This window comes from Brachybacterium alimentarium (assembly GCF_002332425.1).
Classification (GTDB): domain Bacteria; phylum Actinomycetota; class Actinomycetes; order Actinomycetales; family Dermabacteraceae; genus Brachybacterium; species Brachybacterium alimentarium.
Genome location: NZ_NRGS01000011.1, coordinates 139,696 through 165,614, shown reverse-complemented (window position 1 = coordinate 165,614; position 25,919 = coordinate 139,696). Strand labels below are relative to the sequence as shown.

Below are 25,919 nucleotides of genomic sequence, written 5' to 3'. Positions count from 1 at the left end.
TCGTGGGGACCGCAGCGGTCCTGGGTGGCTCGGGGGTCGCGGGGGTCGCCATGCTCGGGCAGCGACGGTCCGCTCGAGCCAGCGCAGGTCTACCCCGGCGAAATAGGCGTTGAGACCACCCCTATTCCGCCTATTCAGGAGGGGTGCTCGGGTTGGGACAGGACAGTGTGGGGCCGGCGCGGAGGCGGCTCGGCTCGGTCCGAGGTGGTTCGGTGCCGGGTGCTGGGTGCTGGGTGCTGGGTGCTGGGTGCTGGGTGCCGGGCGGCGCGCGCCAAGCGGTGCGGGCCAGCGGCTCAGGCGCTCCCGCCGACGACCGTGCGCACGGCATCGTCGATCAGGCGGGCTGCGGCGCGAGCGGTGCGCCCCTCGATGTCGAGGGCGGGGTTCAGCTCCACCACGTCGAGCAGGGCGAGCTTCCCGCTGCTGGCCGCAGCCTGCACTGCCGCGGCGATCAGCGGCAGCGGCACCCCGTAGGCGGCGGGGGCGGAGACGCCGGGAGCCACAGCTGCCGGAAGCACGTCCAGATCGATGGTCAGGTACAGGACATCCAGGTCAGCGGCGAACTGCGCGACGACATCGCGGATCCCGTCGGCACCGGCAGCCAGGCACTGCTCATCGGTCCACCACTGCACGCCGAGCCTCCGCGCCGTGGCGAAGAGGGCGCCCGTGTTCGACGGCTCGGCGATCCCGAGCACCGCGTAGTGCAGGGTGCGCCCAGCGGCCTCCTCGGCCTCGGCCATCTGTGCGAAGGGCGTGCCCGAGGTGGGCTGCGGCTCGTCGCGCAGGTCGAAGTGCGCATCGAGGTTCAGCACTCCCCAGCGCCGCTCAGCACTCGTCATCCCGGGATCGGCGGCGCCCGCAGCAGCGCCAGTTCCCGTGCCCGTACCCGCTCCCGGGCCCTTTCGGGAGCCGACCAGCCCCAGGTAGGAGGACCACGCCGTCTCGTGCCCGCCGCCGAGCACCACGGTCAGGCGGGACCCGGGGCGATCGAGGGCGCGGGCAGTGAGCTCGGCGGCCGCGGCCTGACCGGCCTCGAGCTCCTCGCCGAGCGTCTCCGCGTCGCCCAGATCGTGCAGGCCCACCTCGCCGCGGGCGAGCGGACCGTGCAGGGCGAGCGGTGCGAGCGCCCGGCGCAGGGCGACGGGCCCCTCGGCGGCTCCGACCCGGCCCTGATTCCGGCGCACTCCCTCCTCGGAGCGGAAGCCCAGCAGCGCGACGTGGGGCTCGGCCGCGGGCTCGGCGGCCTCGTCGTGCCCGTGCAGCCCCATGACCTGCACCAGCTGGTGCCAGCGGGCGTGCTCGGGGCCGTCACCGTCGTGCCGCCCGGACCAGTGTTCGGCCATCTCGGCAGGTGTGGTCGTCATCGAAGCTCCTCGCGTCATCGTCCGGATGGCATCCTGAACCATCATGGCACCCCCGAAAGTCCCGGCGGCCGACGCGACGCTGCGTCTGCTGACCTTCCTCGCCTCGCGGCGCACGCCGATAGCGGCCACCCGCATCGCCGAGCAGCTCGAGCTGTCGCGGTCGCGCACCTACGATCTGCTGGCGACCCTCGTCGAGCACGGATACGTCATGCATCTGGGCCAGGAGCGGCTGTACGGGCTGGGTCCGGCCGCCTACGAGCTCTCCGGCGCCTACCTGCGCCAGGAGCCGCTCGCGCGCATCGGCCGACGGGTCATCGAAGCGATGGTCGACGAGATCGGGGAGTCCGGCCACCTCGCCGTCCTGCATGGTCGGGACGTGCTCTACGTCGTCGAGGAGCGCGCACGGAATCGGCCGAGCCTGGTCACCGACGTCGGCGTGCGGCTGTCCGCGCACCTCACCGCGAGCGGCCGGGCGATCCTCGCCGAGCTCCCTCCCGCGCAGCTGCGCGCCCTGTTCGGCCACCGCGACGACTTCACCTCCCGCACCGCGGCGCCCGTCCCGGAGACTCCTCGTGATCTGCGCGAGCTGCTGGTCACGGTGCGCGCGGACGGTATCGCCCACGAATCCGGGGAGGTCACCGACGAGCTGGGCTCATTGGCCGCGGTGGTGCGGGACCACAGCGGCTGGCCGGCGGCCTCCGTCGCACTGACCTTCGTCGAGTCGCAGGTCGATGAGGAACGGCGCCGGCGGCTCGCCGCGGTGGTCCGGCGCGCGGCCGACGAGATCACGCGGCGCCTGCTGGGCCGCCGGATCGCTGCTGATCTCCCCGAGTGATCTCCCCGATTCGCCTACTCAGGGGTAGCCCAAGTGTCAGGATGAGCGGCTTGCCCTGTCTGCCTCATCTGTCCTATCTGGTCAGGCGGCGTGACCGAGCCTCCGCCGAGCTCGGCGGCATCGACGACACCAGCCCGCATAGACGCACAGCGTCGTGCGAACACCCCGAGGCCCCCTGGAGCCCCCGGGAGTTCGTCGTGTGCAGCACCGGCGCGCTCACGCACCGGGAAGAGCTGACCACCTGGGCGTCGCGAAGCTGCTTGGCCATCGCTACGGGAGCCGCGGGCTCCTTGCGGACGAGGGGCCATCGTGGACGGCGAGGGCTTGCCTGGCATGCGCTTTTCGTCGGCGCAGCTCCCAGTAGGCGGCGAGGAAGTAGAGCACCGTTCCGACGGCTGCGATCAGGAAGAACCGGTCGCGATGCGCTTCGAAGGTCGCCAGATCCGGACTGGAGAAGAGGACGATGAGGGCGTCCGCGAAGATCACGACGAGGACGATCATCCAGACGACCCTGAGCACTCTGGTCAGCGTCCGGCGGTCCCGCGTGTCGACCTCGGAGGGTTCCTCGCGCGCCTGCTGGGCATGGAACACCTCCACCCGCTCCGCGAAGAGCTCGTCGGCAGCCTTGCCGTCGGGATACGGCTCGGCCGCTCCCATCAGCTTGGCGAGCACGACGTAGAGGACCACGCTGAGGGCCCAGGCGGGCGGGAAGAGGAAGTACACGGGGACGAGACCCATGACGAGCACCACCGCCGCGGCGGCCAGCGGGATCCCCCAGGCCAGCAGTGCGGCGACGTTCTGCACGCCCTTGTAGCGAGCCCAGTACCGGGTCATCCCGAGCCTGGGCAGGAGCCAGTACTCGGCGAAGAGGATCCCGCCGATCGGCACGAGCGCGATCCCGGCGTAGGTCACGAGGTTCAGGTAGCCCCGGTAGATGAACGGGAAGACGGCCGCGACGACGACCACGCCCCCGACGATCAGCGTGACCTTCGCCCTCGAGAACTGAGGGAAGACCCCCTGACCGGCCAGCCCGGCGCGGTACAGGTTGGCGTTGGCCGTGGTCCATCCGCCGACGACGACAACGACGAAGCCTGCGTAGCCCAATGCCTGCAGCGCGACCTGCCCGGGTTCGAGGACCGTGATGCTCTTCATCGTGATCGCGGCAGTCGCCGCGCCCATGAAACCTGCCGAGATCCAGGCCATGTAGTGGCCGAGGAACATCCCGGTGGCGGACATGTACCCGTACCAGCTCTTCTTGGCGTACCGGAACAGCGACATGTCGATGAGGCCGGCGTGCGCGAAGGTGTTCGCGGCCCAGGCGTACCCGATCACTCCCAGCAGGCCGATGCCGTCTGCGCCGTCCGGGGTCTTGCCCGTGAAGACGGTGTCTCCGCCGATGGCGATGAAGTCGCTCCATCCCGACATCACGGTGGTTCCGAGTGCTTCGTCGGCGACCCTCGGAATGAGGACTATGCCCCCGGCGGCGAACATGACCATCAGCCATGGCCCGCAGATGCTGGCGAACTCGGCGAGCGCATTGAACCCGAAGGCCGCGACGAGCACGGCGACGACCCCGAAGACGATCGCGAGGACGATGAAACCCACGCTGGTGGGATACGCCTCCGTCTGCGCGGGGAAGTCGAGGATCAGACGCAGTGCAGTCGCCGAGACCGTGATCATGGCTGCGGAGATGATCGCGAAGACGACAGCGTTCAGCCCGTTGTAGATCTTGGACGTCATCCCCCCGGCGACCCGGTCGAGGAAGGTGTAGACGCTGAGCCGTGTCCGAGTAGCGATCGGCGCGGTGAGGATCCGGTAGCTCAGCACCGCGAGCAGATTGCCGACGGCCAGACCGATGAGGACATCCCAGATCCCGGCGCCGAGGATGACGAAGGTCGCGCCGAAGACGAATTCCGTTCCTGCGACGTTCTCGGCCGCATACAGTCCTGCGAAGTGGCCCGCCCCGTGCAGCTCGTGCTTGCCGGCCGGGAGCTGTTCGGAGTCCATCCGGGCGATCTCCCGATCGATCTCATCCGGTGTCTTCCGTGACATCAGGTTCGCCTCCACATCTTCAGCGTCCGTCGTCCTCGTCGATGACCATGCTCGCGTCCATGCGTCGAACACCGTCGTGATGTTCCGGCGAGCCGCTCCCGGCTCGTCGTGGTGCGTGGTGAATGGCCCTGTCGTCGAGCGTTCACGCCGGGGTTCCCGCCGCGCTGGGCAGCAGGATACGTGCGCAGCGGTCGAGGGGGTGCGGACACCTCGTCCGGCGCGGTCCGTCCCTGCTGGTAGCGTGCGCCGCACCGTTTCTCCACCGTCATTCCCGAGGGAAGGTTCCGGCCATGGTCACTGAGGGCGAGCAGGAGCGCAGGGACGAACCGGACCGGCCCGACGGACCGGACCGACCCGACGACGAGGACCGACCGGACGAACGGGGCGGCCCCGACGAGCGCAGCACCCCTGCTGCGCCCGGCACACGGGACACGCACGGTGCGCGGCGTCGGCGGGCCAAACAGGGGGAGATGGCCGAGCGCGAGTGGCTCGGGGAGTCCGACGAGCCGGTCGAGGACAAGCTCGTCGACGAGTTCCGCAGCACCGTCGAGGAGGGCGCGAACCGCCTGAACCGGACCTGGCGCGCCCTGATCATCACCGGCCTGTTCGGCGGGATCGACGTCGGGCTCGGGCTGATGGCGATGCTCGCCGTGGTCGATGCGACCGGCTCGAAGCTGCTCGGCGGACTCGCCTTCGGCATCGGCCTGTACGCCCTGCGCCTCGCCCATTCCGAGCTGTTCACCGAGGACTTCCTGGTGCCGATCAACGCGATCGCCGCCGGTCACGGCACCTGGACTCAGCTGGTGCGGCTGTGGTCGGTGACGCTGGTGACGAACCTCGTCGGCGGATGGTCGTTCGCCTGGGTCGTCGTCGCGGCGTTCCCCCGCTTCGACACCATCCTGCTGGAGACGGCCGATCAGTACCTGGGCAAGGGCCTCACCTTGGAGACGGCCGCCCTCGCACTGCTGGCGGGCTTCACCATCACGTTGGTGACGAGGATGGCGCAGGGGTCCAGGGAGGGCATCGCGACGATCGCGAACTCCCTGATCAGCGGGTTCCTCGTGGTGGGCCTCGGCATGCTCCACGGAGCGCTGAGCTCTGCGGTGATCTTCGGGGCCATGCATGCGGGGTCCGACTACTCCTATGCCTCCTGGCTCGTGTGGTTCGCCTGGGTGATCCCGTTGAACATGGCCGGCGGCCTGGTGATGCTCACGCTCCCGCGTCTGGTGCGCACCTGGGAGCTGGTGCGCGAGGAGCGGGAGGCGCTGATCGCCGCGCGCGGACAGTAGCGTCGGGGCATGGAATTCATGACGATGAGCGACGGTGCCCGCCTGGCGACCTGGACCGATCCCGGCCCGCAGGACGCACCGGCGGTGATCCTGGTCCACGGCGGGCCGGGGCTATGGGACTACCTCTCCCCGGTGGCCGAGATGCTGGCGGGTCGAGCCACGGTGCACCGCTACGACCAGCGTCGCTGCGGCAGGTCGACCAGCCCGACTGGCGAGTCCGACGGGTCCGGCGCCTCGCCCGGCGACCTCACCATGGAGCGCTTCGTCGAGGACATCGACGAACTGCGTCACGCCTTCGGCCACGACCGCGTAGTGGTGATCGGGCATTCCTTCGGGGCGACCCTCGCCCTCGCCTACGCCGGCACCCACCCTGGTCGGGTGACGGCGCTGGGCTACGTCGACGGGGTGGGCATCGGCGACTGGCGCACGCCGTACCGTGCCGAACGTGCCCGCCGTCTCGCACCGTGGGCGGAGCGGTTCGCCGAGTTGGACGGCCGCGAGCGCACCACCGCGGAGGAGGTCGAGTGGCGACGCCTGTCCTGGGCGACGGATTACGCCGACCCGCAGGCCGGCTACGACCTCGCCGCGGCGATGGCGGCCTCGTCGCACGCGATCAACCACCAGGCCAACCGGGCGTTGGTGAGTTTCGACGACATGGATCAGATCACCTGGGCGACCGCGGTGCGCTGCCCGATCACGTTCATACACGGCATGGCGGATCCCCGGCCGGTCGGCCCGGTGGTCGCGCTCGCCGCCCATGCCCGCGCACCCCGCAAGAGAGTCGTCTCCGACGCCGGGCACCTGCCCTGGGTCGAGCAGCCCGAGCGCGTTCGGGAGATCCTCGCGGAGATCGTCGCCACCGCGAGCCATCACGACTGACGAGGTAGGACTGACCCGCCGTCGGCCCTCCTCGCCGCGCCCCGTGTCCGGTATCCCGGACAGATCCGCTCCCGCGCCCCTCGACCCGCCCGGTCGGCGGTGGTGTCCTGGAGGGAACACCTCAGCAGCACCCGACCCCAGGAGCCGATGATGACTCTCCCCGGAGCCCGCCCCGTCCGCGCTGCCCGCGGCACCTCGCTCAGCGCCAAGTCCTGGCAGACCGAGGCTCCGCTGCGGATGCTCATGAACAACCTCGATCCCGAGGTCGCCGAGCGGCCCGACGACCTGGTCGTCTACGGCGGCACCGGGCGCGCCGCCCGGTCCTGGGAGGCGTTCGACGCGATCGTCGACACCCTGCGCGACCTCGAGGACGACGAGACCCTGCTGGTGCAGTCCGGCAAACCCGTCGGCGTGCTGCGCACGAACGAATGGGCGCCGCGCGTGCTGCTGGCCAACTCCCACCTCGTGGGGGACTGGGCCACCTGGCCCGAGTTCCGTCGCCTGGAGGCCGAGGGCCTGACCATGTACGGGCAGATGACCGCCGGATCCTGGATCTACATCGCCACTCAGGGCATCCTCCAGGGCACCTACGAGACGTTCGCCGCCGTGGCCGCCAAGCGCTTCGGTGGCACCCTGGCCGGCACGATCACGCTGACCGGCGGCTGCGGGGGCATGGGCGGCGCCCAGCCGCTGGCCGTCACACTCAACGACGGGGTGTGCCTCATCGCGGACGTCGACCGCACGCGCCTGGAGCGTCGCGTCGCCAAGCGGTACTGCCACGAGATCGCCGACGACCTCGACGACGCGATCGTCCTCGCCAACGCCGCTCAGGCTGAGCGGCGCGGTCTCTCGATCGGCATCGTCGGCAATGCGGCCGAGGTGTTCCCCGCCCTGCTCGAGCGCCACCGCGCCGGCGACCTCCGGATCGACGTGGTCACCGACCAGACCAGCGCCCACGACCCGCTGTCCTACCTGCCCACCGAGGTGAGCCTGGAGGACTGGCAGCGGGAGTCGGAGGCGGACGCCGAGGGCTTCACCAAGAAGTCGCGCGAGTCGATGGCCCGCCAGGTGCAGGCGATGGTCGAGTTCCAGGACGCCGGCGCCGAGGTGTTCGACTACGGCAACTCGATCCGCGACGAGGCCCGCCAAGCCGGCTACGAGCGTGCCTTCGAGTTCCCCGGCTTCGTGCCCGCCTACATCCGGCCGCTGTTCTGCGAGGGTCTCGGCCCGTTCCGCTGGGTGGCGCTGTCCGGGGACCCTGAGGACATCAAGGTCACGGATGCCGCGATCAAGGAGCTCTTCCCCGAGAACGAGCATCTGCACCGCTGGCTCGATGCGGCTGACGAGTTCGTCGAGTTCGAGGGCCTGCCTGCACGGATCTGCTGGCTCGGCTACGGCGACCGCCAGCGCGCCGGCATGCTCTTCAACGACCTGGTGCGCGACGGGAAGGTCTCGGCCCCGATCGTGATCGGCCGCGATCACCTCGACTCCGGTTCCGTGGCCTCCCCGTACCGGGAGACCGAGGCCATGCTCGACGGCTCCGACGCGATCGCCGACTGGCCGCTGCTGAACGCCCTGACCGCAGCGTCCTCGGGCGCCACCTGGGTGTCCCTGCACCACGGCGGCGGGGTGGGCATCGGCCGGTCGATCCACGCCGGTCAGGTGGGTGTGGCCGACGGCACCGACCTGGCCCGCCGCAAGCTCGAGCGCCTGCTGACCAACGACCCCGCGATGGGGGTGATCCGCCACGTGGATGCCGGATACTCCCGGGCCGACGAGGTCGCCCACGAGCGCGGGGTGCGCGTGCCGATGACCCCCACCCGACGGGACTGATCATGACCAGCATCCTGCTGACCGGTATCAGCGAGCTGTGGACGCTCGACCCCGAGCTCGACGACCCTGCCAGCCCGGGCACGGTCACCGACGACCAGCTCCGTCATGACGCGGCCCTGGTGATCGACGACGGCATCGTCGCCTGGAGCGGCCCGGCCGCCGAAACGCCGCCCACCGACCAGCGGGTGGACCTGGGCGGTCGCGCCGTGCTCCCCGGCTGGGTGGACTCCCACTCCCACCTGATCTTCGACGGGGACCGGGCCGCGGAGTTCGAGGCCCGCATGGCCGGGGAGGCCTATGCGGCGGGCGGCATCGGCGTGACCACCTCCGCCACCCGCTCCGCGACCGACGACCGCCTGCGCGCGCTCGTGCGCGGCCGGATCGCGGAGGCGGTCGCCGGCGGCACCACGACGCTCGAGACCAAGACCGGCTACGGCCTCACCGTGGAGCACGAGCTGCGCGCCGCCCGGCTCGCGTCCGAGCTGGTGAGGGAGGGGGAGCTGGATGAGGCGACCTTCCTCGGTGCCCATCTGGTGCCCGCCGAGTTCGACGGCCGCGAGGGCCGCCCGGGCGCGGAGGACTACGTGGCCCTGGTGACCGGGGAGATGCTCTTCGCCGTCGCCCCCCACGTGCGCTGGATCGACGTCTTCTGCGAGGAGGGCGCCTTCGACCCCGAGCAGTCCGAGCGGGTGCTGCGCGCCGGCGCCGAAGCGGGCCTCGGCCTGCGGGTCCACGGCAACCAGCTGGGCCGCTCCGGGGGCGTCGCCCTCGCCGCCGGGCTGGGCGCCGCGAGCGTCGACCACGTCAACCACCTCTCCGCGGCCGACGTCGAGGCCCTCGCCGCGACCGCCTCCCGGCCCACCCGCCCCGCCACGAGCAGCGGCTCCCCGGCTGCCGCGCCCGGTTCCACGGTGATCTCGCCCGGCTGCGCGGACGTCCCCGGCCGCCTCGCGGTCGATGCCGGGCCGACGGTCGCGACCGTGCTCCCGGCCTGCGACCTCTCCACCCGCGCCCCGCTCGCCCCGGCCCGGGACCTGCTGGATGCGGGAGCGGCCGTCGCGATCGCGTCGAACTGCAACCCCGGCACCAGCTACACCAGCTCGATGAGCTTCTGCGTGGCGACCGCCGTCCTGCAGATGCGCCTCTCGCTCGCCGAGGCGATCCACGCTGCCACCCGCGGCGGGGCCCTCGCACTGCGCCGCGGCGACGTCGGCCACCTCGCCGTCGGCGCCCGCGCCGACCTGCATGTGCTCGACGCCCCCGCGGCCATCCACCTCGCCTACCGCCCCGGCATGCCGCTCACCCACGAGGTGTGGCGGGCCGGCGTCCCGCAGCGTCCCGCGCTCCTGAGCCACCTCCTCCGCTGACCGAAAGGCACCCCATGACCAGCACCACCGCCCGCACCGCCGACGGCTCCGCCATCACCCTGTCCACCTCCGGGCTCTCCGCCGCCGACGTCCTCGCGGTCGCCCGCCGCGGGGCCCCGGTGCAGCTCGACGCCGCCGCCCGGGAGGAGGTGGTCCGGGTGCGCGCCCACATCGATGCACTGGCCGCCCCGGGGCACGCTCCCGTCTACGGCGTCTCGACCGGATTCGGCGCCCTCGCCGACACCGCGATCGCGCCGAGCATGCGCCATGCCCTGCAGCGGTCCTTGATCCGGTCCCATGCCGCCGGCGCCGGCCCCGAGGTGGAGACCGAGGTGGTGCGTGCCCTGATGCTGCTGCGTGCCCGCACCCTCGCCTCCGGCCGCACCGGGGTGCGCCCCGTGGTGGTCGAGACGATGCTCGCGCTGCTGAACGCGCAGATCACGCCGATCGTCCACGAGTACGGCTCCCTCGGCTGCTCGGGCGACCTCGCGCCGCTGTCCCACTGCGCGATCGTGCTGATGGGAGAGGGGCGGGCCCGTGACCACGACGGCACAGAGCGCCCCGTGCCCGAGCTGCTCGCCGAGGCGGGCATCGAGCCCGTGCTGCTCGAGGAGAAGGAGGGCCTGGCGCTGATCAACGGCACCGACGGCATGCTCGGCATGCTGCTGATGGCGATCGCCGATCTCGACGAGCTGGTGCGCACCGCGGACCTCACCACCGCGCTGACCGTGCAGGGCCTGCGCGGCCGCGACACCGTCTTCCGCCCCGAGCTGCACGCGCCGCTGCGCCCCCACCCGGGCCAGGAGGCGTCGGCCGCGAACATCCTCGCCCTGCTCGAGGGCTCGCCGATCATCGCCGATGTCGCCGCCGAGGGCTCCCGCGTGCAGGACGCCTACTCGCTGCGCTGCGCCCCGCAGGTGGCCGGCGGCGTGCGCGACACCATCGAGCACGCCCGCACCGTCGCCGAGCGCGAGCTGGCCAGCGCGATCGACAATCCCGTCGTGCTCGAGGACGGCACCGTGACCTCCAACGGAAACTTCCACGGCGCCCCTGTCGCCTATGTGCTGGACTTCCTCGCCGTGGTCTCCGCGGATCTCGCCTCGATCGCCGAGCGCCGCACCGATCGCATGCTCGACAGGTCGCGCTCCCACGGGCTGCCGCCCTTCCTGGCCGACGACCCGGGCGTGGACTCGGGCTTCATGATCGCGCAGTACACCCAGGCGGCGATGGTCTCGGAGATGAAGCGGCTCGCCGTCCCGGCGAGCGTGGACTCGATCCCGTCCTCCGCGATGCAGGAGGACCACGTGTCGATGGGCTGGCATGCCGCCCGCAAGCTGCGCACGAGCGTGGAGAACCTGCGCCGCGTGCTGGCCATCGAGCTGCTCACCGCGTCTCGTGCGATCGATCTGCGCGCACCGCTGGAGCCGTCGGCCGCGAGCGCGGCAGCGGTCGAGGTGCTGCGACGCACGGTGCAGGGCCCCGGCCCCGATCGCTTCCTGGCCCCCGACATCGCCGAGGCCGAGGCGCGCCTGCTGGACGGGGCCGTGCTCGCGGCCGTCGAGGAGGTCACCGGAACGCTGCGCTGAGGGCGCAGAGCGCTGCCCGCCGCGGGCATCTGCTGCCCGCGGCGCGGGTGGCCGATCGTCTCCCCGCTGCACAGGCGTGAGCGGACGATCACGGCCCCGCGGGTGAGCGCGGGCTCGCCACTTGTACTCTTGGGGCGGGTTGCCCCCGTCGGCCCGTCCCGTCATCTCGGGAAGAACGTCCGCCCCACCCCAAGGACTGCACATGGGAGAGCTCCACCTCGGATTCGAGATCGCGGCCCTGGTCGTGCTCGTCGCCATCCTTCTCGTCGACCTCCTGATGGTCCTCAAGCGGCCCCACCTGCCCTCGATGAAGGAGTGCGCCGGGTGGATCGGGTTCTACGTCAGCCTGGCCATCGTGTTCGCGGTGGTGCTGTTCTTCGTGGGCGGGATGGAACCGGCCTCCGAGTTCGTCACCGGGTGGCTGCTCGAGTACTCGCTGAGCATCGACAACCTGTTCGTCTTCATCGTGATCATGTCGAAGTTCGCCGTGCCGAAGAAGTACCAGCAGGAAGTGCTGATGGTGGGCATCATCATCGCGCTGATCGCCCGCGGACTGTTCATCCTCGCCGGTGCGGTGATCATCGACAACTTCGCCGGCGTCTTCTATCTCTTCGGGCTGTTCCTGCTGTGGACGGCCTGGAAGCAGACCCAGGAGGAGGACGACGAGGACTCCGACTCGTTCATCATGCGCACGGTGCGCAGGATGTTCCCCGTCTCGGACAGCTACGACGGCAACAAGCTGCGCACCGTCGTGGACGGGAAGAAGCTGTTCACCCCGATGCTGCTGGTGTTCGTCACCATCGGCCTGACCGACGTCATGTTCGCGCTGGACTCGATCCCGGCCATCTTCGCGGTCACTCAGAACCCGTTCCTGGTGTTCACGGCCAACCTGTTCGCCCTGATGGGACTGCGCCAGCTGTACTTCCTGCTGGGCGGCCTCCTGGAGCGACTGGCCTACCTGCACTACGGCATCGCCGCGATCCTCGGCTTCATCGGCATCAAGCTGCTGATCCATGCCATCCACGAGGCGCCGCTGGACATCATCCCGGGCTTCTCGGTGCTGCAGAAGATCCCCGAGGTGCCGATCTGGCTGTCGCTGAGCGTCATCGTGCTCTCCATGGCCGGTGCGGTCGTGGCGTCCCTGGTGTTCGCTTCGAAGACCTCCACGACGGCCGACGCCGCCGACGACGAGGGCGGCTCCGGCGCGGAGCGCTGAGGACCGCCGGGGCACGGCGCGCGGCGTACAGTCGTGAGCACGGGCCCGAGCAGGAGCGCCCGGGCCCGGAGGACGCGGCGCGAGGAGTCAGCGGTGGACGAGGACGTCGAGCAGCCGGGCCCCGCCGGTGAGGCGGTGTGCTGGATCGGTCTGCTGTGCCCGGAGTGCGGCGCGATGCCGGAGGGGGACGGCGCACGGGACCCGAGCGCGCCCTGCTGGCGCTGCGGCGCGGTGCGGACCGAGCCGCCTCAGAGCGCCGGGGACGCGAACCCTCCGTTGGAGTAGAGCAGCTGCCCGCGGATCCATGCACCCTGCTGCGAGACGAGGAAGCGCACGAGGTCCGCGACGGTGTCGGTGCCGCCGAGGCGCCCGGCCGGGGTGCTCGCCGCCCCGGAGGCACGGATCTCGTCGTCCATCCATCCGGTGTCGATCGGCCCGGGGTTGATCACGTTGGTGCGCACGTCGCGATCGGCGAGCTCGTGGGTGCCGGCCAGCACGAGGCGGTCCAGCGCCCCCTTGGTCGCACCATAGGGAAGGTTGTGCACCGTGTGATCGCTGGTCAGGGCGATCATCGCGCCGCCCGCGGTGTCGCGGCCCGGCTCGACCTGCTCGGCGAAGGCCTTCAGCAGCAGCCAGGTGGCGCGCAGGTTGACCGCGTAGTGGCGGTCGAAGCTCTCCACCGTGGTGTCCAGGATCGAGGAGTCCACCGACTCGCAGTGGCAGGTCACGAGCACGCCCAGCGGGCCCAGTTCCTCCCGGGCCGCGGCCACGAGCGACGGTGGGACCGCGGGGTCCTCGAGGTCACCGGGGAGCAGTTCGACGCGCCGACCGTCGGCCCGCAGCTCCTCGGCCAGCAGGTCCACGTCGGCCTTCTCCCCGAGCACCCGGCGGTCGTAGGGGTCGTGGTAGTTCAGGGCCAGGTCATAGCCGTCGGCGGCGAGACCGCGGGCGATCGCGGCGCCGATCCCGCGCCGCCGGCCCACGCCCGTGATCAGAGCGGTGCGGGGCAGGGGCGGCGTGGTGCGTGAGGTGGGAGAGTGCATGGGGCCGACGGTAGGGCCCGGGAGCCTTCGCGGCCACCGGTTTTTCCGGCGCGGTCAGGGCGCGGACCGCTGGAGCCCTGCGCGGTCAGGACTCGCCGCCGTCAGGACTCGTCGCGGTCGGGCAGGTCCCAGACGACATGACCGTTCTCGTCGAGCCGTGCCCCTTCGCTCGGCTCGTGGGGGCGTTCCTTCCCGGTGTGCATGAGGTCCGCGACGTCGACCCCGTGCTCCAGGAGCATCACGTCGGCGATGAGGCGGCGGTGGCAGCGCCACCACACGGCCTCGGAGCACATCACCGCGGTGCGGGAGCGGGCCACGTCGGCCCGCAGATCGGTGATCCCGGCGCGGAAGTCCTCGCTGCGGGTCCATCCGGCGTAGGCGCGGAACTGCTTCACGCGCCACCAGGTATCAGGAGACTGCGCGTCCTCGTCCTTGGTGAGCCGGCGCCGTCCACCCAGGCGCTCGTCCCAGCGGTACGAGATGCCGGCTTCCGCGCAGATCTCCTCGACGACGCCGCGGGCCGCGGCGTCGTTCGCCCGGGAGCCGGGGAAGCGGCGCACGTCCACGAGCTGCTCGATCCCTGCTCCGCGCAGCAGATCGGCGAGCTCCGGGCGCGACAGCGTGCCGTGACCGACGGTGAGCAGTGCGTCAGCCATGTCCCCAGGCTCGCATCTGCCGAGGGGTCTGGACGTCCGGGGCCTCATGGTCGGGCAAGAGCTTCCGGTCGGCCAGGATCTCGTCGGTGCTGCGCAGGTCGACCTGCGGCGGGAACAGGCTCATCGTGTGCAGCGCCGGCGGGCCGTTCTCCGCCGCCGAATGGGCGACGGCATCGGTGACCACGCTCAGCCGTACCCCGGCGTCGGCCGCGGGGAGCACCGTCGAGATCACGCAGCAGTCCGTGGTCACCCCGGTGACGAGCAGATGCGTGCCGGGATTCTCCACCCAGCCCACGCGCTCGGCCAGCTGCGACCCCCATTTCCCGAACGTCGGCTCGTCGATCGTCGGATGCGCGGACAGCCCGCGGGCGGCCTCGACCAGCTCGTACCGGGAATCCTCCGCGGGGACGTCCGCGAAGGGCCAGGCGCGGAAGTAGTCGCCCCAGGCGGTGGCACGGTCCGCCGTGGGCAGCCAGCGGGTGACCAGGGTGCGCTCGGGGCCGACGGACTCCGCCAAGCGCGCGATGTTCTCCATCGCGGCGGGGAAGAACGGCGAGCACCACTCGGAGGCGGGGTCGGCGAAGATCCGTTGCGGATCGATGACCAGGAGCCAGGGGGCGCTCATGCGCCACGCTCCTGGCGGCGGATCTTCTCGCGCCGCGCCACGAACGTCACCACGAAACCGAGCACCAGCGCGAGCAGCACGCCGAGGTTGGAGTACGCCCAGTTGCCGTCCCAGTAGGCGCCGGCCGGATCGTCGACGAAGGTGCCCAGGCCCAGCGGCTCGAGCAGGTAGCCCTGCCAGTTGTTCCACGGCGCGGCGTCGGCGAAGGAGTTCACGACCAGGCCCCAGCCGAGCACCGAGGCGACCACCATGGTGAGCACGGACGTCCAGTCCACCGAGCCGTAGCGACCGGCCGGATCGAACAGGGCCTTCTCGTCGTAGTCCGCGCGGCGCGAGAGCACGTCGGCGATGAGGATCCCGGCCCACGCGGCGATCGGCACGCCCAGGGTGATGAGGAAGCTCTGGAACGGCCCGATGAAGCTGGTCGCGAAGAACGCCACCCAGATCGTGCCGGCGGTGAGGATCAGCCCGTCGACCGCTGCGGCGGCCGGGCGGGGGATCCGGATCCCCAGGCTGATCAGCGTCAGACCCGAGGAGTAGATGCCCAGCACGGCGCCGGAGACCAGGGTCAGCACGGCCACGATCCAGAAGGGGATCAGCGCCCACAGCGGCAGGATCGTCACCAGTGCGCCGATGGGGTCGTTCTCGATCGCGCCGGCGAGACCTTCGTCGGAGCCGGCCAGCAGCAGCCCGAAGATCACCAGCACCACGGGGGCCGCGGCGCCGCCGATCGTGTTCCACAGGACGATGGATCCGTCGGACGCCGAGCGCTTCTGGTACCGCGACCAGTCCGCGGCGATGTTGATCCAGCCCAGCCCGAAGCCGGTCATCACCATCACCAGCGCGCCGACCATCGCCTGCGGGGAGCCGTGCGGCATCGACGCCACGGCGGACCACTGGATATGGGGGATCGTGAGGATCATGAACACGATGGTCATGGCGCCGGTGGCCCAGGTGAGCACCGACTGGAGCTTCATGATCGTGTGATAGCCCAGCACGCTCGCGGTGACGATCAGCGCGGCGATGAGGATCGCGGCGATCACGGTGACCGCCTGCCCGGAGGCCAGGCCCAGCACGTCGAACACGGTGGCCGTGGCGAGCACGGCGGAGATCGCCAGCGACGTCTCCCAGCCGATCGACGTCAGCCACGAGACGATGCCCGGCACCTTCTGCCCGTGCACTCCGAAGGCGGCGCGGGAGAGCACCATCGTCGGCGCGCTGCCGCGCTTGCCGGCGATCGCGACCAGCCCGCACAGCAGGAAGCTGAGGACGATGCCGACGACCGCCACGATCGTCGCCTGGAGGAAGCTGATGCCGAAGCCGAGCAGGTAGGAGCCGTAGCTCATGCCGAACACGGAGACGTTCGCGGCGAACCAGGGCCATACGAGATCACGTGGCCGGGCGGTGCGCTCGGCCTCGGCGATGATCTCGATCCCGGTGGTCTCGATGACCCCGGCTCCGCCGACGGCGGCCGGCGGGAGGGGAGCGGTGGAGCGGTCAGGGGGTGTCATGTCGACTCCGCAGGAGCAGGGCCGGCCCGAGGGCCGGACGACGGGGATGCAGCAGGGACTGTCCGGATTCTCCCACTTGTGACGCGACCGATGGGGGAGGGGGCGCCCGGCCCCGCTCTATCATCGAAGGGAGCGCTGTCGCTGCGCTCCCCGTCCGAGGAAGCGTGCGATCGCCCTCGTCGACACCCCGCCACCAGCACAGGGACGGCCCGCGGTATGCCCTGCGCGGCTGTTCGGAAGGAGTTCTGTGCCCGCACTGCCCGTCCAGATCCAGGGGACGGCCCAGCGCATGCTGAGCCTCGGACCCCGTCGCGTCGACCACATCCCGGCGTTCCGCATCGCCGTGGGACTCGCGATCCCGATGTCCGTGCTGCTCCTGACCGACCACGTCTCCTGGGCGATGTACGTGGGGTTCGGCGCGTTCACCGGCATCTACTCGCGCTACGAGCCCACCCGGATGCGGTTCCGACGCCAGGCGCTCGCCGGGGCGATGCTCACCGTGTGCGTGACCCTCGGGGCGACGCTCTCCAGCGTGGGCGAGCTGATGGACCCGACGGCGGCGTCGTGGACCACGCTGCTGGTCAGCTCCGTCGTCGCGGGACTGGCCGCCGTGCTCGTGCTCGCGCGCGGGTTGAAGCCGGGCGGGGCGATCTTCCCGCTCTTCGCGGTCGCCGCGGTGGCGTCCGCGCCGCCGGCCGCTCCTGTGTGGGCGGCGTTCCTGGTGGCTGCGGGTGCGGCGACGCTGTGCGTGGGGCTGGGCCTGCTCGGCCACTGGGCCGGCGAGCGGCATCCGGCTGCACACGTGGATCCGGGCGCCGAACGCTGGACCGGTGCACAGCTGGGCGCCGAGTTCTCGCGATTCGCGATCGCCTCGGCGGTCGCCGGGATGCTGGGCCTGGCCTCCGGGCTGCCCTTCCCGTACTGGGCGCAGATCGCGGCGATCGCCCTGCTGTCGGCTCCTGGCCGCACGCTCCAGGTCGAGCGCGGGCTGCACCGCGTCATCGGCACCACGCTGGGCATCGTCACCACCGCGTTCCTGCTCTCCTTCCCCAGCGAGCCCTGGCAGTTCGTGGTCTGGGTGGTGGTGCTGCAGTTCCTCGCCGAGATGTACGTGCTGCGCAACTACGCCTTCGCCCTGCTGTTCATCACTCCCCTCGCGCTGCTCATGGTGCAGCTGGCGCACCCCCAGCCCGTCGGGCCGATGCTCGAGGCGCGGGTGCTCGAGACGGCCATCGGCGTGGTGGTCGGCATCGTGATCGTGGTGACCGCGGCCCTGGTGGACCGGCATCGGAACCGCTCGGCATCGGCCTGATCCGCCCGAGCTCACCGATCCGCCCCGAGTCCGCTGACTCGTCCGGAGCCCACCGAGCACCGTGACTCCCAGCAGTCGGTCGCTCCTGCTCGGCGCGCGCAGCCGGGCGTAGCGTCGGCGCATGCCCACCACCCCGTCCAGCACCCCCTCCTCCGGCGCCGCGTACACCCACGGCTACGGGGCCGCCGTGCTCGACAGCCATCGCGCCCGCACGGCCGAGAACTCCGCCGCGCACCTGCTCCCGCAGCTTCGAAACGGGCAGCGGCTGCTCGACGTGGGCAGCGGCGCGGGCACGATCACCGCGGGCCTCGCCCGGATCGTCGGCCCCCGGAACGTCACGGCGCTCGAGGTGGGGGAGGAGGCGGCGGCGTTCACCCGCGCCGAGCTGCAGCGCCAGGGGCTGGCCGAGGTGGAGGTCGTGGTGGGGGACGCCCAGGATCTGGCCTTCGAGAGCGACGCCTTCGATGTCGTCCATGCCCACCAGGTGCTGCAGCATCTGCCGCGCCCGGTGGCCGCGCTCGCCGAGGCCCGGAGGGTCACCCGCCCGGGTGGGATCGTCGCGGTGCGCGACAGCGACTACGAGGGGTTCCGGTGGTTCCCCGAGGCGCCGGGGATCGACCGCTGGCGGGAGCTGTACCTGCGTGCCGCCCGAGCCAACGGCGGCACGCCCGACGCCGGTCGGCGGCTGCTCGCCTGGGCGCACGAGGCGGGCTTCGAGGACGTTGAACCGGGTGCCTCGACGTGGCTGCACGCAACCCCCGAGTCCCGTGCGGCCTGGGCGGCGACCTGCGCCGGCAGGCTCACCGCAGGCCCGTTCGCCGACCAGCTCGAGCGGGAGGGCTGGGCCGACGCCGCGGAGCGCGGCGCGATGGCGGAGGACTTCCGCCGCTGGGCCGCGAACGAGGATGGCTGGTTCGCCCTGCTGCACGGGGAGGTCATCGCCCGGGCCTGAGCGGACCCGCTGACCGCCGGCGGCCTCACACCGCGATGAGCACGATCCCCGCGAGCACGATCGCTGCGCCGAGCATCCGTCGCAGCGGATCGGGCTCCTTGAACAGCCACCAGGCCAGCAGCGAGCCCACGACGATGCTCGACTCCCGGGCGGGGGCGACGAGGGAGACGGGCGCGGTGCGCATCGCCTCCAGCACCAGGATGTACGCCAGCGGCGACAGGACCGCGACCAGCACGATCTCCCGCCAGTGCAGGCGGAGCACCGGGGGCAGGCTCGCGCGATGGCGTCGCAGCAGCGTCGGCGTCATGAGCACGACCTGCCACAGGCAGCTGGTCACGAAGTAGAGGACGGGCGGCAGCTCGAGGGTGGCGACCGAGTAGCTGTCCCACAGCGTATAGGCGGCGATGGCGAGCCCTGTCGCCGCGCCCCAGGCGACGCCGGCGCGCAGCCCGTGGCGGCCCGCGGCGGAGCGCCCGGTCGCCACCACCACGATGCCGCCGACCACCACGAGCGCGCCCAGGGCGGCCGCCCAGCCCGGTCGCTCGCCGAGCACCAGGATCGCGACCACCATGCTGAGCACCGGACCGACCCCGCGGGCCACCGGATAGACCACCCCGAGATCGGCGCGGGCGTATCCCGTCTGCAGGGTCAGCTGGTAGGCGATGTGCAGCACCCCGGAGACCAGCGGCGCCAGGAGCAGCGCCGGCGAGAACCCGATCCCGGACTGCACGAGGGAGATGATCGCGAGGGGCGCCCACAGCAGGACGGAGCCCAGGTCGTAGCTCCACACGAAGGCGTAGCCGTCGGTGCGCACCCGTTTCGCCGCGAGGTTCCACACCGCGTGGCAGAGTGCCGCCACGAGGACGAGAGCGAGGGCGAACGTGCTCATCAGGGTGCGGGCGCGGAGAGGTCGAATGCTGCGGGGAAGAACATCGTGCCAGTATCTCGCGACGGGTCGACAGCCGCGCCGCCCTGCCTTATGGTTGAAAACGAAAGCATCCCGATCCAGGAGAACCTCATGTCGCTCAGCACCGCCCTCCTCCGCGCCGTCCCCGGCGCCTTCATCCTCAACTCCGGCATCGGCAAGCTCGGCCTGCCCGCCGAGGCGGCCGCCGGCCTGCAGAGCATGGCCGCCCAGGGCGTCCCGCCCCTGGCGAAGCTGACCCCGGAGCAGTTCGCGAAGTTCCTCAGCTACGGCGAGATCGCCGTGGGGGCCTCGCTGCTGCTGCCCTTCGTGCCCACCAAGGTCGCCGGCCTCGGCCTCGCGGCCTTCTCGGGCTCCATGGTGTCGATGTACCTGCGCACCCCCGGGATGACCGAGTCCGACGGCGTGCGCCCCACGCAGGACGGCACCGCCATCGCCAAGGACACCTGGCTGCTCGCGATCGCCGGTGCGCTGCTGTTCTCCGGCGGCGCGAAGAAGTCGCTCGACGCCTGACCCCGCTCGATGGCGACTGACGCCGCCTGATGACGGCGGCGTCAGCCGGCGTGGATCAGGTGCCCCGCACGGATGACCGGTGCGGGGCACACTGGTCTGCGTGACCACTCCTGCGACGCCCCCGCCTTCCCGGGACACCCCTCGCGCCGTGCCGCCCCACCCCACGCCGCCCGACACCGTGCCGTCCCACCCCGCGCCACCCGACGCCGACGCACGCCGCAGCGCTCTTCGGGCCGGGCTCCGGCTCGGGGCGGTGATCCTGGGCCTGGTCACGGTGGTGGCCCTGCTGGGCCTGCTGGTTCGCGGCTCGGCCGCCGTGGCCTCCCTCGACCTGGCCCTGAGCGATGCGGCGAACCGCACGCTCACGGGGCCTGCTGCCCGCATCGCTCTCGGCATCGATCTCGTCTTCGGGCCGCGCGTGGCAGTCGCTCTCGCAGTGGCCGCCGCGCTGGCTGCGGGCATGGTGCGGCGCAGCCTGCTCATCGGAGCGCGCCTGGCTGTGATGATCGCCGTGCCCTGGGGGTTCGTCGCAGTGGTCAAGCTCGTGGTGCGTCGCCCCCGCCCCGACGGCGATCTGCTGCTCCATCAGCTGCTCGCCGAGCCCACGTCCTTCAGCTACCCCAGCGGCCACACCGCCTTCGCCACCGCCCTCTGCCTCGCGATCCTGTGCGCACTCCCGGCCGCCACCACCCGGTTCCGGATCGGTCTCGGAATCGCCCTCGCCACGCTCGTCGTCCTGGCCACCGCCTGGTCCCGGGTGGCCGTGGGCATGCACTACTCGACAGACGTCCTGGCTTCGATGCTCCTGATCCCGCCGCTGAGCCTCCTCCTCGCGCGAATTATCACGAGAACCGTCCCTGACCACGGGTTCCGTGACCGGATTGTTGCCTGAGGGAACGATCACAGCGCGGAAAGTCCAATAACGCAAGCCTGCAGTGGCGAAAAGTTCGGAGGTGAGGCTAGCCTCAGTGGCAGCTCCACCGTGGAGCGATTCCCCCACCACTGATGAGCAGAGGTCTTCTCCATGACTGCGATCACCCGTCGGCACCTCGGCGCCGTCTCCGCCGCCGGTGCACTCGGCCTTGCCCTCGCCGCCTGCGGCGGCTCCAGCGACGCGGCGAGCGGCGGTGCGTCCGACGCGGGCGCCGCCGACGCCGCCGGCACGATCGAGATCGAGGACAACAACGGCACCCAGAGCGTCCAGGTCCCGCCCAAGTCCGTCGTCGCCACGGACAACCGCACCTTCGAGACCCTCGAGAGCTGGGGTGTCACCCTGACCGCCGCAGCCCGTGCCCTCATGCCGTCGACCAACTCCCTCAAGGACGACGAGTCGATCATCGACCTCGGCAACCACCGCGAGCCCGACCTCGAGGCCGTCGTCGCCGCGGAGCCCACGCTGATCATCAACGGCCAGCGCTTCTCGCAGTACCACGACGACTTCGTGAAGTACGCCCCCGACGCCAGCATCCTCGAGCTCGACCCCCGCGACGACGAGCCCTTCGCGGAGGAGCTGAAGCGCCAGGTGGCGGTCCTCGGCCAGGTCTTCGAGAAGGAGACCGAGGCGGAAGAGCTCGGCACCGCGCTCGACTCCTCGATGGAGCGCGTCCAGGCCGCCTACGACGGATCCTCGACGGTCATGGCCGTCAACGTCTCCGGCGGCGAGATCGGCTACATCGCCCCCGGCGCCGGCCGCGCGCTGGGCTGGACCTTCGATGCCTTCGACTTCGTCCCGGCGCTCGAGGTCGAGGGAGCGAGCGACGACGACCAGGGCGACGACATCTCCGTCGAGGCCATCGCGGACTCCAACCCGGACTGGATCCTGGTGATGGACCGTGATGCCGCGATCTCCGCAGACGATCCGGAGTACGAGCCGGCCGACACCGTCCTGGAGTCCTCCGAGGCGCTGGCGGGGGTCACGGCCATCACCGAGGGCAACATCGTCTACATGCCGGCGGACACGTACACCAACGAGTCCATCCAGACGTACACCGAGTACTTCGAGACGCTGGCGGACGCCTTCGAGGGCAACGCCTGAGCCATGCTCGTCCCGTGAGCACCGCGCGGCGGACGGAGGCCCACAGGGCCCCGTCCGCCGCGGTGTGCGTTCACCCCGTCCTTCCGTTCTCTCTCCTCTCTTCCTGTCAGGTGCTCTGATGTCCCACGCCTCCCTCACGGCCGACGCGCCGCCCGCGCGCCGGCGCGGTCGCGAACGGCTGCTCGACGGCAAGCTCGTCGTCGGCATCGTCGCCGTGGCGCTGCTGCTGGTCGCCTCGCTCCTGACGGGCGTCTACGACGTCTTCGGCGCCGAGGACGGCGCCGAGATGTTCGCGATCACCCGCGTGCCGCGCACCATCGCGCTGGTCCTGGCCGGGGCCGCGATGGCGATGTCCGGGCTGATCATGCAGCTGATGACCCAGAACCGCTTCGTGGAGCCCTCGACCACGGGCACCACCGAATGGGCGGGCCTGGGCCTGATCCTGGTGATGGTCGTGAGCCCCGGGGCCGATCTGCTGACCCGCATGGTGGTCGCGATCGTCTTCTCCTTCGTGGGCACGATGGTGTTCTTCCTGTTCCTGCGACGGGTGACCCTGCGCAGCTCGCTGATCGTGCCGATCATCGGCATCATGCTGGGCTCGGTCGTGGGCGCGGTCTCCTCGTTCGTGGCGCTCCAGTTCGACGCGCTGCAGAACCTCGGCGTGTGGTTCGCGGGGTCGTTCACCTCGGTGCTGCGAGGGCAGTACGAGGTGCTGTGGATCGTGCTGGCCGTCGGCATCGCCGTGTTCTTCGTGGCGGATCGCCTCACCGTGGCCGGGCTCGGGGAGGACATCGCCACCAACGTCGGCGTGAACTACCAGCGCGTGCTGCTGATGGGCACCGGCCTGGTCGCGATCGCCACCGGCGTGGTCACCGTGGTGGTGGGCAATCTGCCCTTCCTGGGCCTCATCGTGCCCAACGTCGTCTCCCTGGTCCGGGGCGACGACCTGCGCAGCAACCTGCCGTGGGTGTGCCTGCTGGGCATCGCCATCGTCACCGTGTGCGATCTGGTCAGCCGCACGATCATCATGCCCTTCGAAGTGCCGGTCTCCCTGATCCTCGGGATCCTCGGCGCGATCGTCTTCATCGCCCTCCTGCTCAGGCAGCGCCGCCATGGATGATCTCCGCACGCGCACCGCTCCCGGGAGCCGCCGTCTCGGCGGCCCGACCGGCGACGACCATCTCGACATCTCCACCGCCCCCACGGACACCGCGGAGGACATCGCCCCGCTGGGCGTCCCGCACCGGTCCCGCAGCGGCTCGGGCGCGTTCCGCGACCGTGCGGCCCAGGTGCGCTACTGGATCGTGCTCGGCGCCCTCCTGGTGCTCGCCGCGGGCTTCGCGCTGGGCCTGCTCGCGATCGACAACCCGATGCCGGTGGGCAGTCGCGGGTTCTGGCTGATCGCCGAGATGCGGGCGACCTCCCTGGTGGTGATGGGCGTGGCCGCGTTCTGCCAGGCCGTCGCCACGATCGCCTTCCAGACGGTCACCAGCAACCGCATCATCACGCCGTCGATCATGGGCTTCGAATCGTTGTACACCGTGATCCAGACCGGCGCCGTGTACTTCCTCGGGGTGGCCGGTGTGGTCGCCCTGCAGGGCACGGGCCAGTTCCTGCTGCAGGTGGCGCTGATGGTGGCGCTGTCCGTGGCGCTGTACGGCTGGCTGCTGCGAGGAAAGTACGCGAACCTGCAGGTGATGCTGCTGATCGGCATCATCCTCGGAGGTGGCCTGGGGTCGGTCTCCAGCTTCATGCAGCGCCTGCTCACCCCGAGCGAGTTCGATGTGCTCACGGCTCGCCTGTTCGGCTCCGTCACCAATGCGAGCGTCGAGTACCTGCCCTACGCGATCCCGCTGTGCCTGGTGGCCGGGGTGCTGGTCTGGCTGAATGCCCGCACCCTGAACGTGATCTCCCTGGGCCGGGATGTGTGCCTGAACGTCGGCGTGGACCACGGCCGCCAGACCATCTACACCCTGGTGCTGGTCTCGGTGCTGATGGCGGTCTCGACCGCGCTGATCGGACCGATGACCTTCTTCGGCTTCCTGGTCGCGACGCTGACCTACCAGCTCGCGGGCACCCACGACCATCGCCGTCTGCTCCCGGTGGGCGTGCTGATCGGCTTCGTCGTGCTCGCCGGCGCCTACTTCGTGATGAACCACGTGTTCTACGCGCAGGGCGTCGTCTCCATCATCATCGAACTCGTCGGCGGGACCGTGTTCCTCGTCGTCATCATGCGGAAGGGGCGCCTGTGATCAGCATCGATGCGGTGCGCAAGCAGTATTCGGAGACCGTCGAGATCGGGCCGGTCACCCTCGACATCCCCTCCGGCGGCGTGACCGCCCTGGTGGGCCCGAACGGCGCGGGGAAGTCCACGCTGCTGACGATGGTGGGGCGGCTGCTGGGGATCGACGAGGGCGCGATCGAGGTGGCCGGGTACGACATCGCCTCGACGGCCTCGAAGGACCTCGCGAAGATTCTCTCGGTGCTGCGCCAGGAGAACCACTTCATCACCCGCCTCACCGTGCGCCAGCTGGTGGGCTTCGGGCGGTTCCCCTACTCCAAGGGGCGCCTGACCCCGCTGGACGAGCAGAAGATCTCCGAGGCGATCGACTTCCTCCACCTCGACGAGCTCGAGAGCCGCTATCTCGATGAGCTCTCCGGCGGGCAGCGTCAACGCGCCTACGTGGCCATGGTGCTCGCCCAGGACACCGAGTACGTGCTGCTGGACGAGCCGCTGAACAACCTCGACATGCGCCACAGCGTGCAGATGATGGGTCGCCTGCGCGATGCCGCCCGGGAGCTGGGCCGCACCATCGTGGTGGTGCTGCACGACATCAACTTCGCGGCCCACTACGCGGACCACATCGTCGCCATGAAGAACGGCGGAGTGGTCGAGGCCGGCCCCGTCGCCGAGATCATGGACGGCGCGGTGCTCAGTCGTGTGTTCGACACCCCGGTGCAGGTCATCGAGGGGCCGACGGGGCCGCTCGCGGTCTACTTCTGACGGAGGTCGCAGCGCGCGGGTCGCAGGGCGCAGGGCGCGGGGACGTGCCTCGCGCCCTGCCCCGGGTCAGGAGGTCTTGGTGGCCGGATCTGCGCCGCCGCGGCCGTCGGGCCGGTCCAGGTCGTCGATCGCGGCGACCTCGTCGGCCGTGAGCTCGAGCTCAGCGGCCGCGAGGTTCTCCACGATGCGGGAGGGCGTGACCGACTTCGGGATCGTCACGATGCTGTGCGCGAGGTGCCAGGCCAGGACCACCTGCGCCGGGCTCGCGCCGTGCGCCTCGGCGATGCCGGTGACCACCGGGTTCTCCAGCAGGTCGGACTTGCCCTGGCCCAGCGGTCCCCACGCCTCGGTGAGGATCCCGTGCTGCGCATGGATCTCGCGCAGCTCGCGCTGCTGGAAGTAGGGGTGCAGCTCGATCTGGTGGATCGCGGGAGCGACGCCCGTGGTCTCGATGATCTCCTGGAGCTGCTCCGCCGGGTAGTTCGAGACGCCGATGGCGCGGACGAGACCCCGCTGCTGCAGCTCGATCAGGGCCTTCCAGGCCTCGACGTACTGACCCTGCGAGGGCACGGCCCAGTGCACGAGGTACAGATCCACGTAGTCCAGGCCGAGACGCTCGAGGGAGGCCTCGCACGCGGCGATCGCGTCGTCGAAGGCCTGCGCGTCGTTCCACAGCTTGGTGGTCACGAACAGCTCCTCGCGAGGAACCCCGGAGGTGCGGATCGCCCGGCCCACGCCCTCCTCGTTGCCGTAGACCTTCGCGGTGTCGAGGTGGCGGTAGCCGGCCTCGAGGGCCGTGAGCGTGACGTCGGCCGCGACGTCGTTCTCGACCTTGAACACCCCGTAGCCGAGCTGCGGGATCGAGTGGCCACCGGCCAGCTCGAGGGACGGGACGGCGGGCTTGCCTGCAGACATGGGGGTT

General features: G+C 71.0%; 23 protein-coding genes. 15 read left to right on the top strand and 8 right to left on the bottom strand.

Annotated features, from left to right (window positions below):
- Window positions 1-293: 293 nt before the first annotated feature.
- Complete coding sequence (locus CIK71_RS08195; protein ID WP_176485589.1) at window positions 294-1,364, bottom strand: arginase family protein; 1,071 nt, start codon at window positions 1,362-1,364, stop codon at window positions 294-296.
- Between the two features lie 43 nt (window positions 1,365-1,407).
- Here CIK71_RS08195 and CIK71_RS08190 point away from each other — a divergent pair, with 43 nt between their 5' ends.
- Window positions 1,408-2,199, top strand: coding sequence for an IclR family transcriptional regulator (locus tag CIK71_RS08190; RefSeq protein WP_096164698.1), 792 nt, complete (start codon window positions 1,408-1,410; stop codon window positions 2,197-2,199).
- Between the two features lie 270 nt (window positions 2,200-2,469).
- Here CIK71_RS08190 and CIK71_RS08180 read toward each other — a convergent pair whose 3' ends face one another.
- Window positions 2,470-4,251: a purine-cytosine permease family protein gene (locus CIK71_RS08180; RefSeq protein ID WP_096164888.1), complete on the bottom strand. Its 1,782-nt coding sequence runs from the start codon at window positions 4,249-4,251 to the stop codon at window positions 2,470-2,472.
- Window positions 4,252-4,721: 470 nt separating this feature from the next.
- Here CIK71_RS08180 and CIK71_RS08175 point away from each other — a divergent pair, with 470 nt between their 5' ends.
- The 6 genes from CIK71_RS08175 (at window position 4,722) to CIK71_RS08150 (ending at window position 12,421) form a co-directional block, all read left to right on the top strand.
- Window positions 4,722-5,540, top strand: coding sequence for a formate/nitrite transporter family protein (locus tag CIK71_RS08175; protein ID WP_241963954.1), 819 nt, complete (start codon window positions 4,722-4,724; stop codon window positions 5,538-5,540).
- Between the two features lie 9 nt (window positions 5,541-5,549).
- Window positions 5,550-6,419, top strand: coding sequence for an alpha/beta fold hydrolase (locus CIK71_RS08170; RefSeq protein ID WP_096164695.1), 870 nt, complete (start codon window positions 5,550-5,552; stop codon window positions 6,417-6,419).
- A gap of 150 nt (window positions 6,420-6,569) precedes the next feature.
- Window positions 6,570-8,252, top strand: a complete 1,683-nt coding sequence (gene hutU / locus CIK71_RS08165; RefSeq protein ID WP_096164694.1) for a urocanate hydratase — start codon at window positions 6,570-6,572, stop codon at window positions 8,250-8,252.
- Between the two features lie 2 nt (window positions 8,253-8,254).
- On the top strand, window positions 8,255-9,619 hold the full coding sequence (locus CIK71_RS08160) for an amidohydrolase family protein (protein ID WP_096164693.1): 1,365 nt from the start codon (window positions 8,255-8,257) through the stop codon (window positions 9,617-9,619).
- 14 nt (window positions 9,620-9,633) lie between these two features.
- A complete protein-coding gene (gene hutH, locus CIK71_RS08155) occupies window positions 9,634-11,205 on the top strand; it encodes a histidine ammonia-lyase (RefSeq protein ID WP_096164692.1) in 1,572 nt (523 codons plus the stop codon).
- A 202-nt stretch (window positions 11,206-11,407) separates the two neighbouring features.
- Window positions 11,408-12,421 carry a TerC family protein gene (locus CIK71_RS08150; protein ID WP_096164691.1) on the top strand — a complete coding sequence of 338 codons (1,014 nt, stop codon included), beginning with the start codon at window positions 11,408-11,410 and terminating at the stop codon, window positions 12,419-12,421.
- A 248-nt stretch (window positions 12,422-12,669) separates the two neighbouring features.
- Here CIK71_RS08150 and CIK71_RS08140 read toward each other — a convergent pair whose 3' ends face one another.
- The 4 genes from CIK71_RS08140 to CIK71_RS08125 all read right to left on the bottom strand — a co-directional run bounded on the left by CIK71_RS08140 (window position 12,670) and on the right by CIK71_RS08125 (window position 16,256).
- Entirely contained in the window at window positions 12,670-13,464 is a 795-nt protein-coding gene (locus tag CIK71_RS08140) for an SDR family oxidoreductase (RefSeq protein WP_096164690.1), read from the bottom strand.
- A 101-nt stretch (window positions 13,465-13,565) separates the two neighbouring features.
- Window positions 13,566-14,120 (bottom strand): DUF488 domain-containing protein, encoded by a 555-nt coding sequence (locus CIK71_RS08135; protein WP_096164689.1) that lies wholly within the window; start codon window positions 14,118-14,120, stop codon window positions 13,566-13,568.
- On the bottom strand, window positions 14,113-14,745 hold the full coding sequence (locus tag CIK71_RS08130; protein ID WP_096164688.1) for a cysteine hydrolase family protein: 633 nt from the start codon (window positions 14,743-14,745) through the stop codon (window positions 14,113-14,115). Before CIK71_RS08130 ends, CIK71_RS08135 begins: the two co-directional genes overlap by 8 nt.
- A complete protein-coding gene (locus CIK71_RS08125; RefSeq protein ID WP_096164687.1) occupies window positions 14,742-16,256 on the bottom strand; it encodes a purine-cytosine permease family protein in 1,515 nt (504 codons plus the stop codon). Before CIK71_RS08125 ends, CIK71_RS08130 begins: the two co-directional genes overlap by 4 nt.
- Before the next feature lie 247 nt (window positions 16,257-16,503).
- On the opposite strand from CIK71_RS08125, the gene CIK71_RS08120 reads away from it, so the two are divergent.
- Window positions 16,504-17,568, top strand: coding sequence for an FUSC family protein (locus tag CIK71_RS08120; protein ID WP_096164686.1), 1,065 nt, complete (start codon window positions 16,504-16,506; stop codon window positions 17,566-17,568).
- A gap of 121 nt (window positions 17,569-17,689) precedes the next feature.
- The gene (locus CIK71_RS08115) at window positions 17,690-18,520 is read left to right on the top strand and encodes a methyltransferase domain-containing protein (protein WP_096164685.1); all 831 of its coding nucleotides are present in this window, start codon (window positions 17,690-17,692) and stop codon (window positions 18,518-18,520) included.
- Between the two features lie 25 nt (window positions 18,521-18,545).
- On the opposite strand, the gene CIK71_RS08110 is transcribed toward CIK71_RS08115, so the two are convergent.
- On the bottom strand, window positions 18,546-19,409 hold the full coding sequence (locus CIK71_RS08110; RefSeq protein ID WP_096164684.1) for a DMT family transporter: 864 nt from the start codon (window positions 19,407-19,409) through the stop codon (window positions 18,546-18,548).
- 129 nt (window positions 19,410-19,538) lie between these two features.
- On the opposite strand from CIK71_RS08110, the gene CIK71_RS08105 reads away from it, so the two are divergent.
- The 6 genes from CIK71_RS08105 to CIK71_RS08080 all read left to right on the top strand — a co-directional run bounded on the left by CIK71_RS08105 (window position 19,539) and on the right by CIK71_RS08080 (window position 24,997).
- Entirely contained in the window at window positions 19,539-19,958 is a 420-nt protein-coding gene (locus CIK71_RS08105) for a hypothetical protein (protein ID WP_096164683.1), read from the top strand.
- 100 nt (window positions 19,959-20,058) lie between these two features.
- A complete protein-coding gene (locus CIK71_RS17865) occupies window positions 20,059-20,850 on the top strand; it encodes a phosphatase PAP2 family protein (protein WP_199586252.1) in 792 nt (263 codons plus the stop codon).
- Window positions 20,851-20,982: 132 nt separating this feature from the next.
- Window positions 20,983-21,993, top strand: coding sequence for a siderophore ABC transporter substrate-binding protein (locus CIK71_RS08095; protein WP_096164682.1), 1,011 nt, complete (start codon window positions 20,983-20,985; stop codon window positions 21,991-21,993).
- 118 nt (window positions 21,994-22,111) lie between these two features.
- Window positions 22,112-23,113 (top strand): ABC transporter permease, encoded by a 1,002-nt coding sequence (locus CIK71_RS08090; RefSeq protein WP_096164681.1) that lies wholly within the window; start codon window positions 22,112-22,114, stop codon window positions 23,111-23,113.
- Entirely contained in the window at window positions 23,106-24,245 is a 1,140-nt protein-coding gene (locus tag CIK71_RS08085) for an iron chelate uptake ABC transporter family permease subunit (protein WP_096164680.1), read from the top strand. Before CIK71_RS08090 ends, CIK71_RS08085 begins: the two co-directional genes overlap by 8 nt.
- Window positions 24,242-24,997, top strand: a complete 756-nt coding sequence (locus tag CIK71_RS08080; protein ID WP_096164679.1) for an iron ABC transporter ATP-binding protein — start codon at window positions 24,242-24,244, stop codon at window positions 24,995-24,997. Before CIK71_RS08085 ends, CIK71_RS08080 begins: the two co-directional genes overlap by 4 nt.
- 66 nt (window positions 24,998-25,063) lie before the next feature.
- Here the strand turns inward: CIK71_RS08080 and CIK71_RS08075 are convergent, their stop codons facing one another.
- On the bottom strand, window positions 25,064-25,912 hold the full coding sequence (locus CIK71_RS08075) for an aldo/keto reductase (RefSeq protein WP_096164678.1): 849 nt from the start codon (window positions 25,910-25,912) through the stop codon (window positions 25,064-25,066).
- Window positions 25,913-25,919 lie beyond the last annotated feature (7 nt).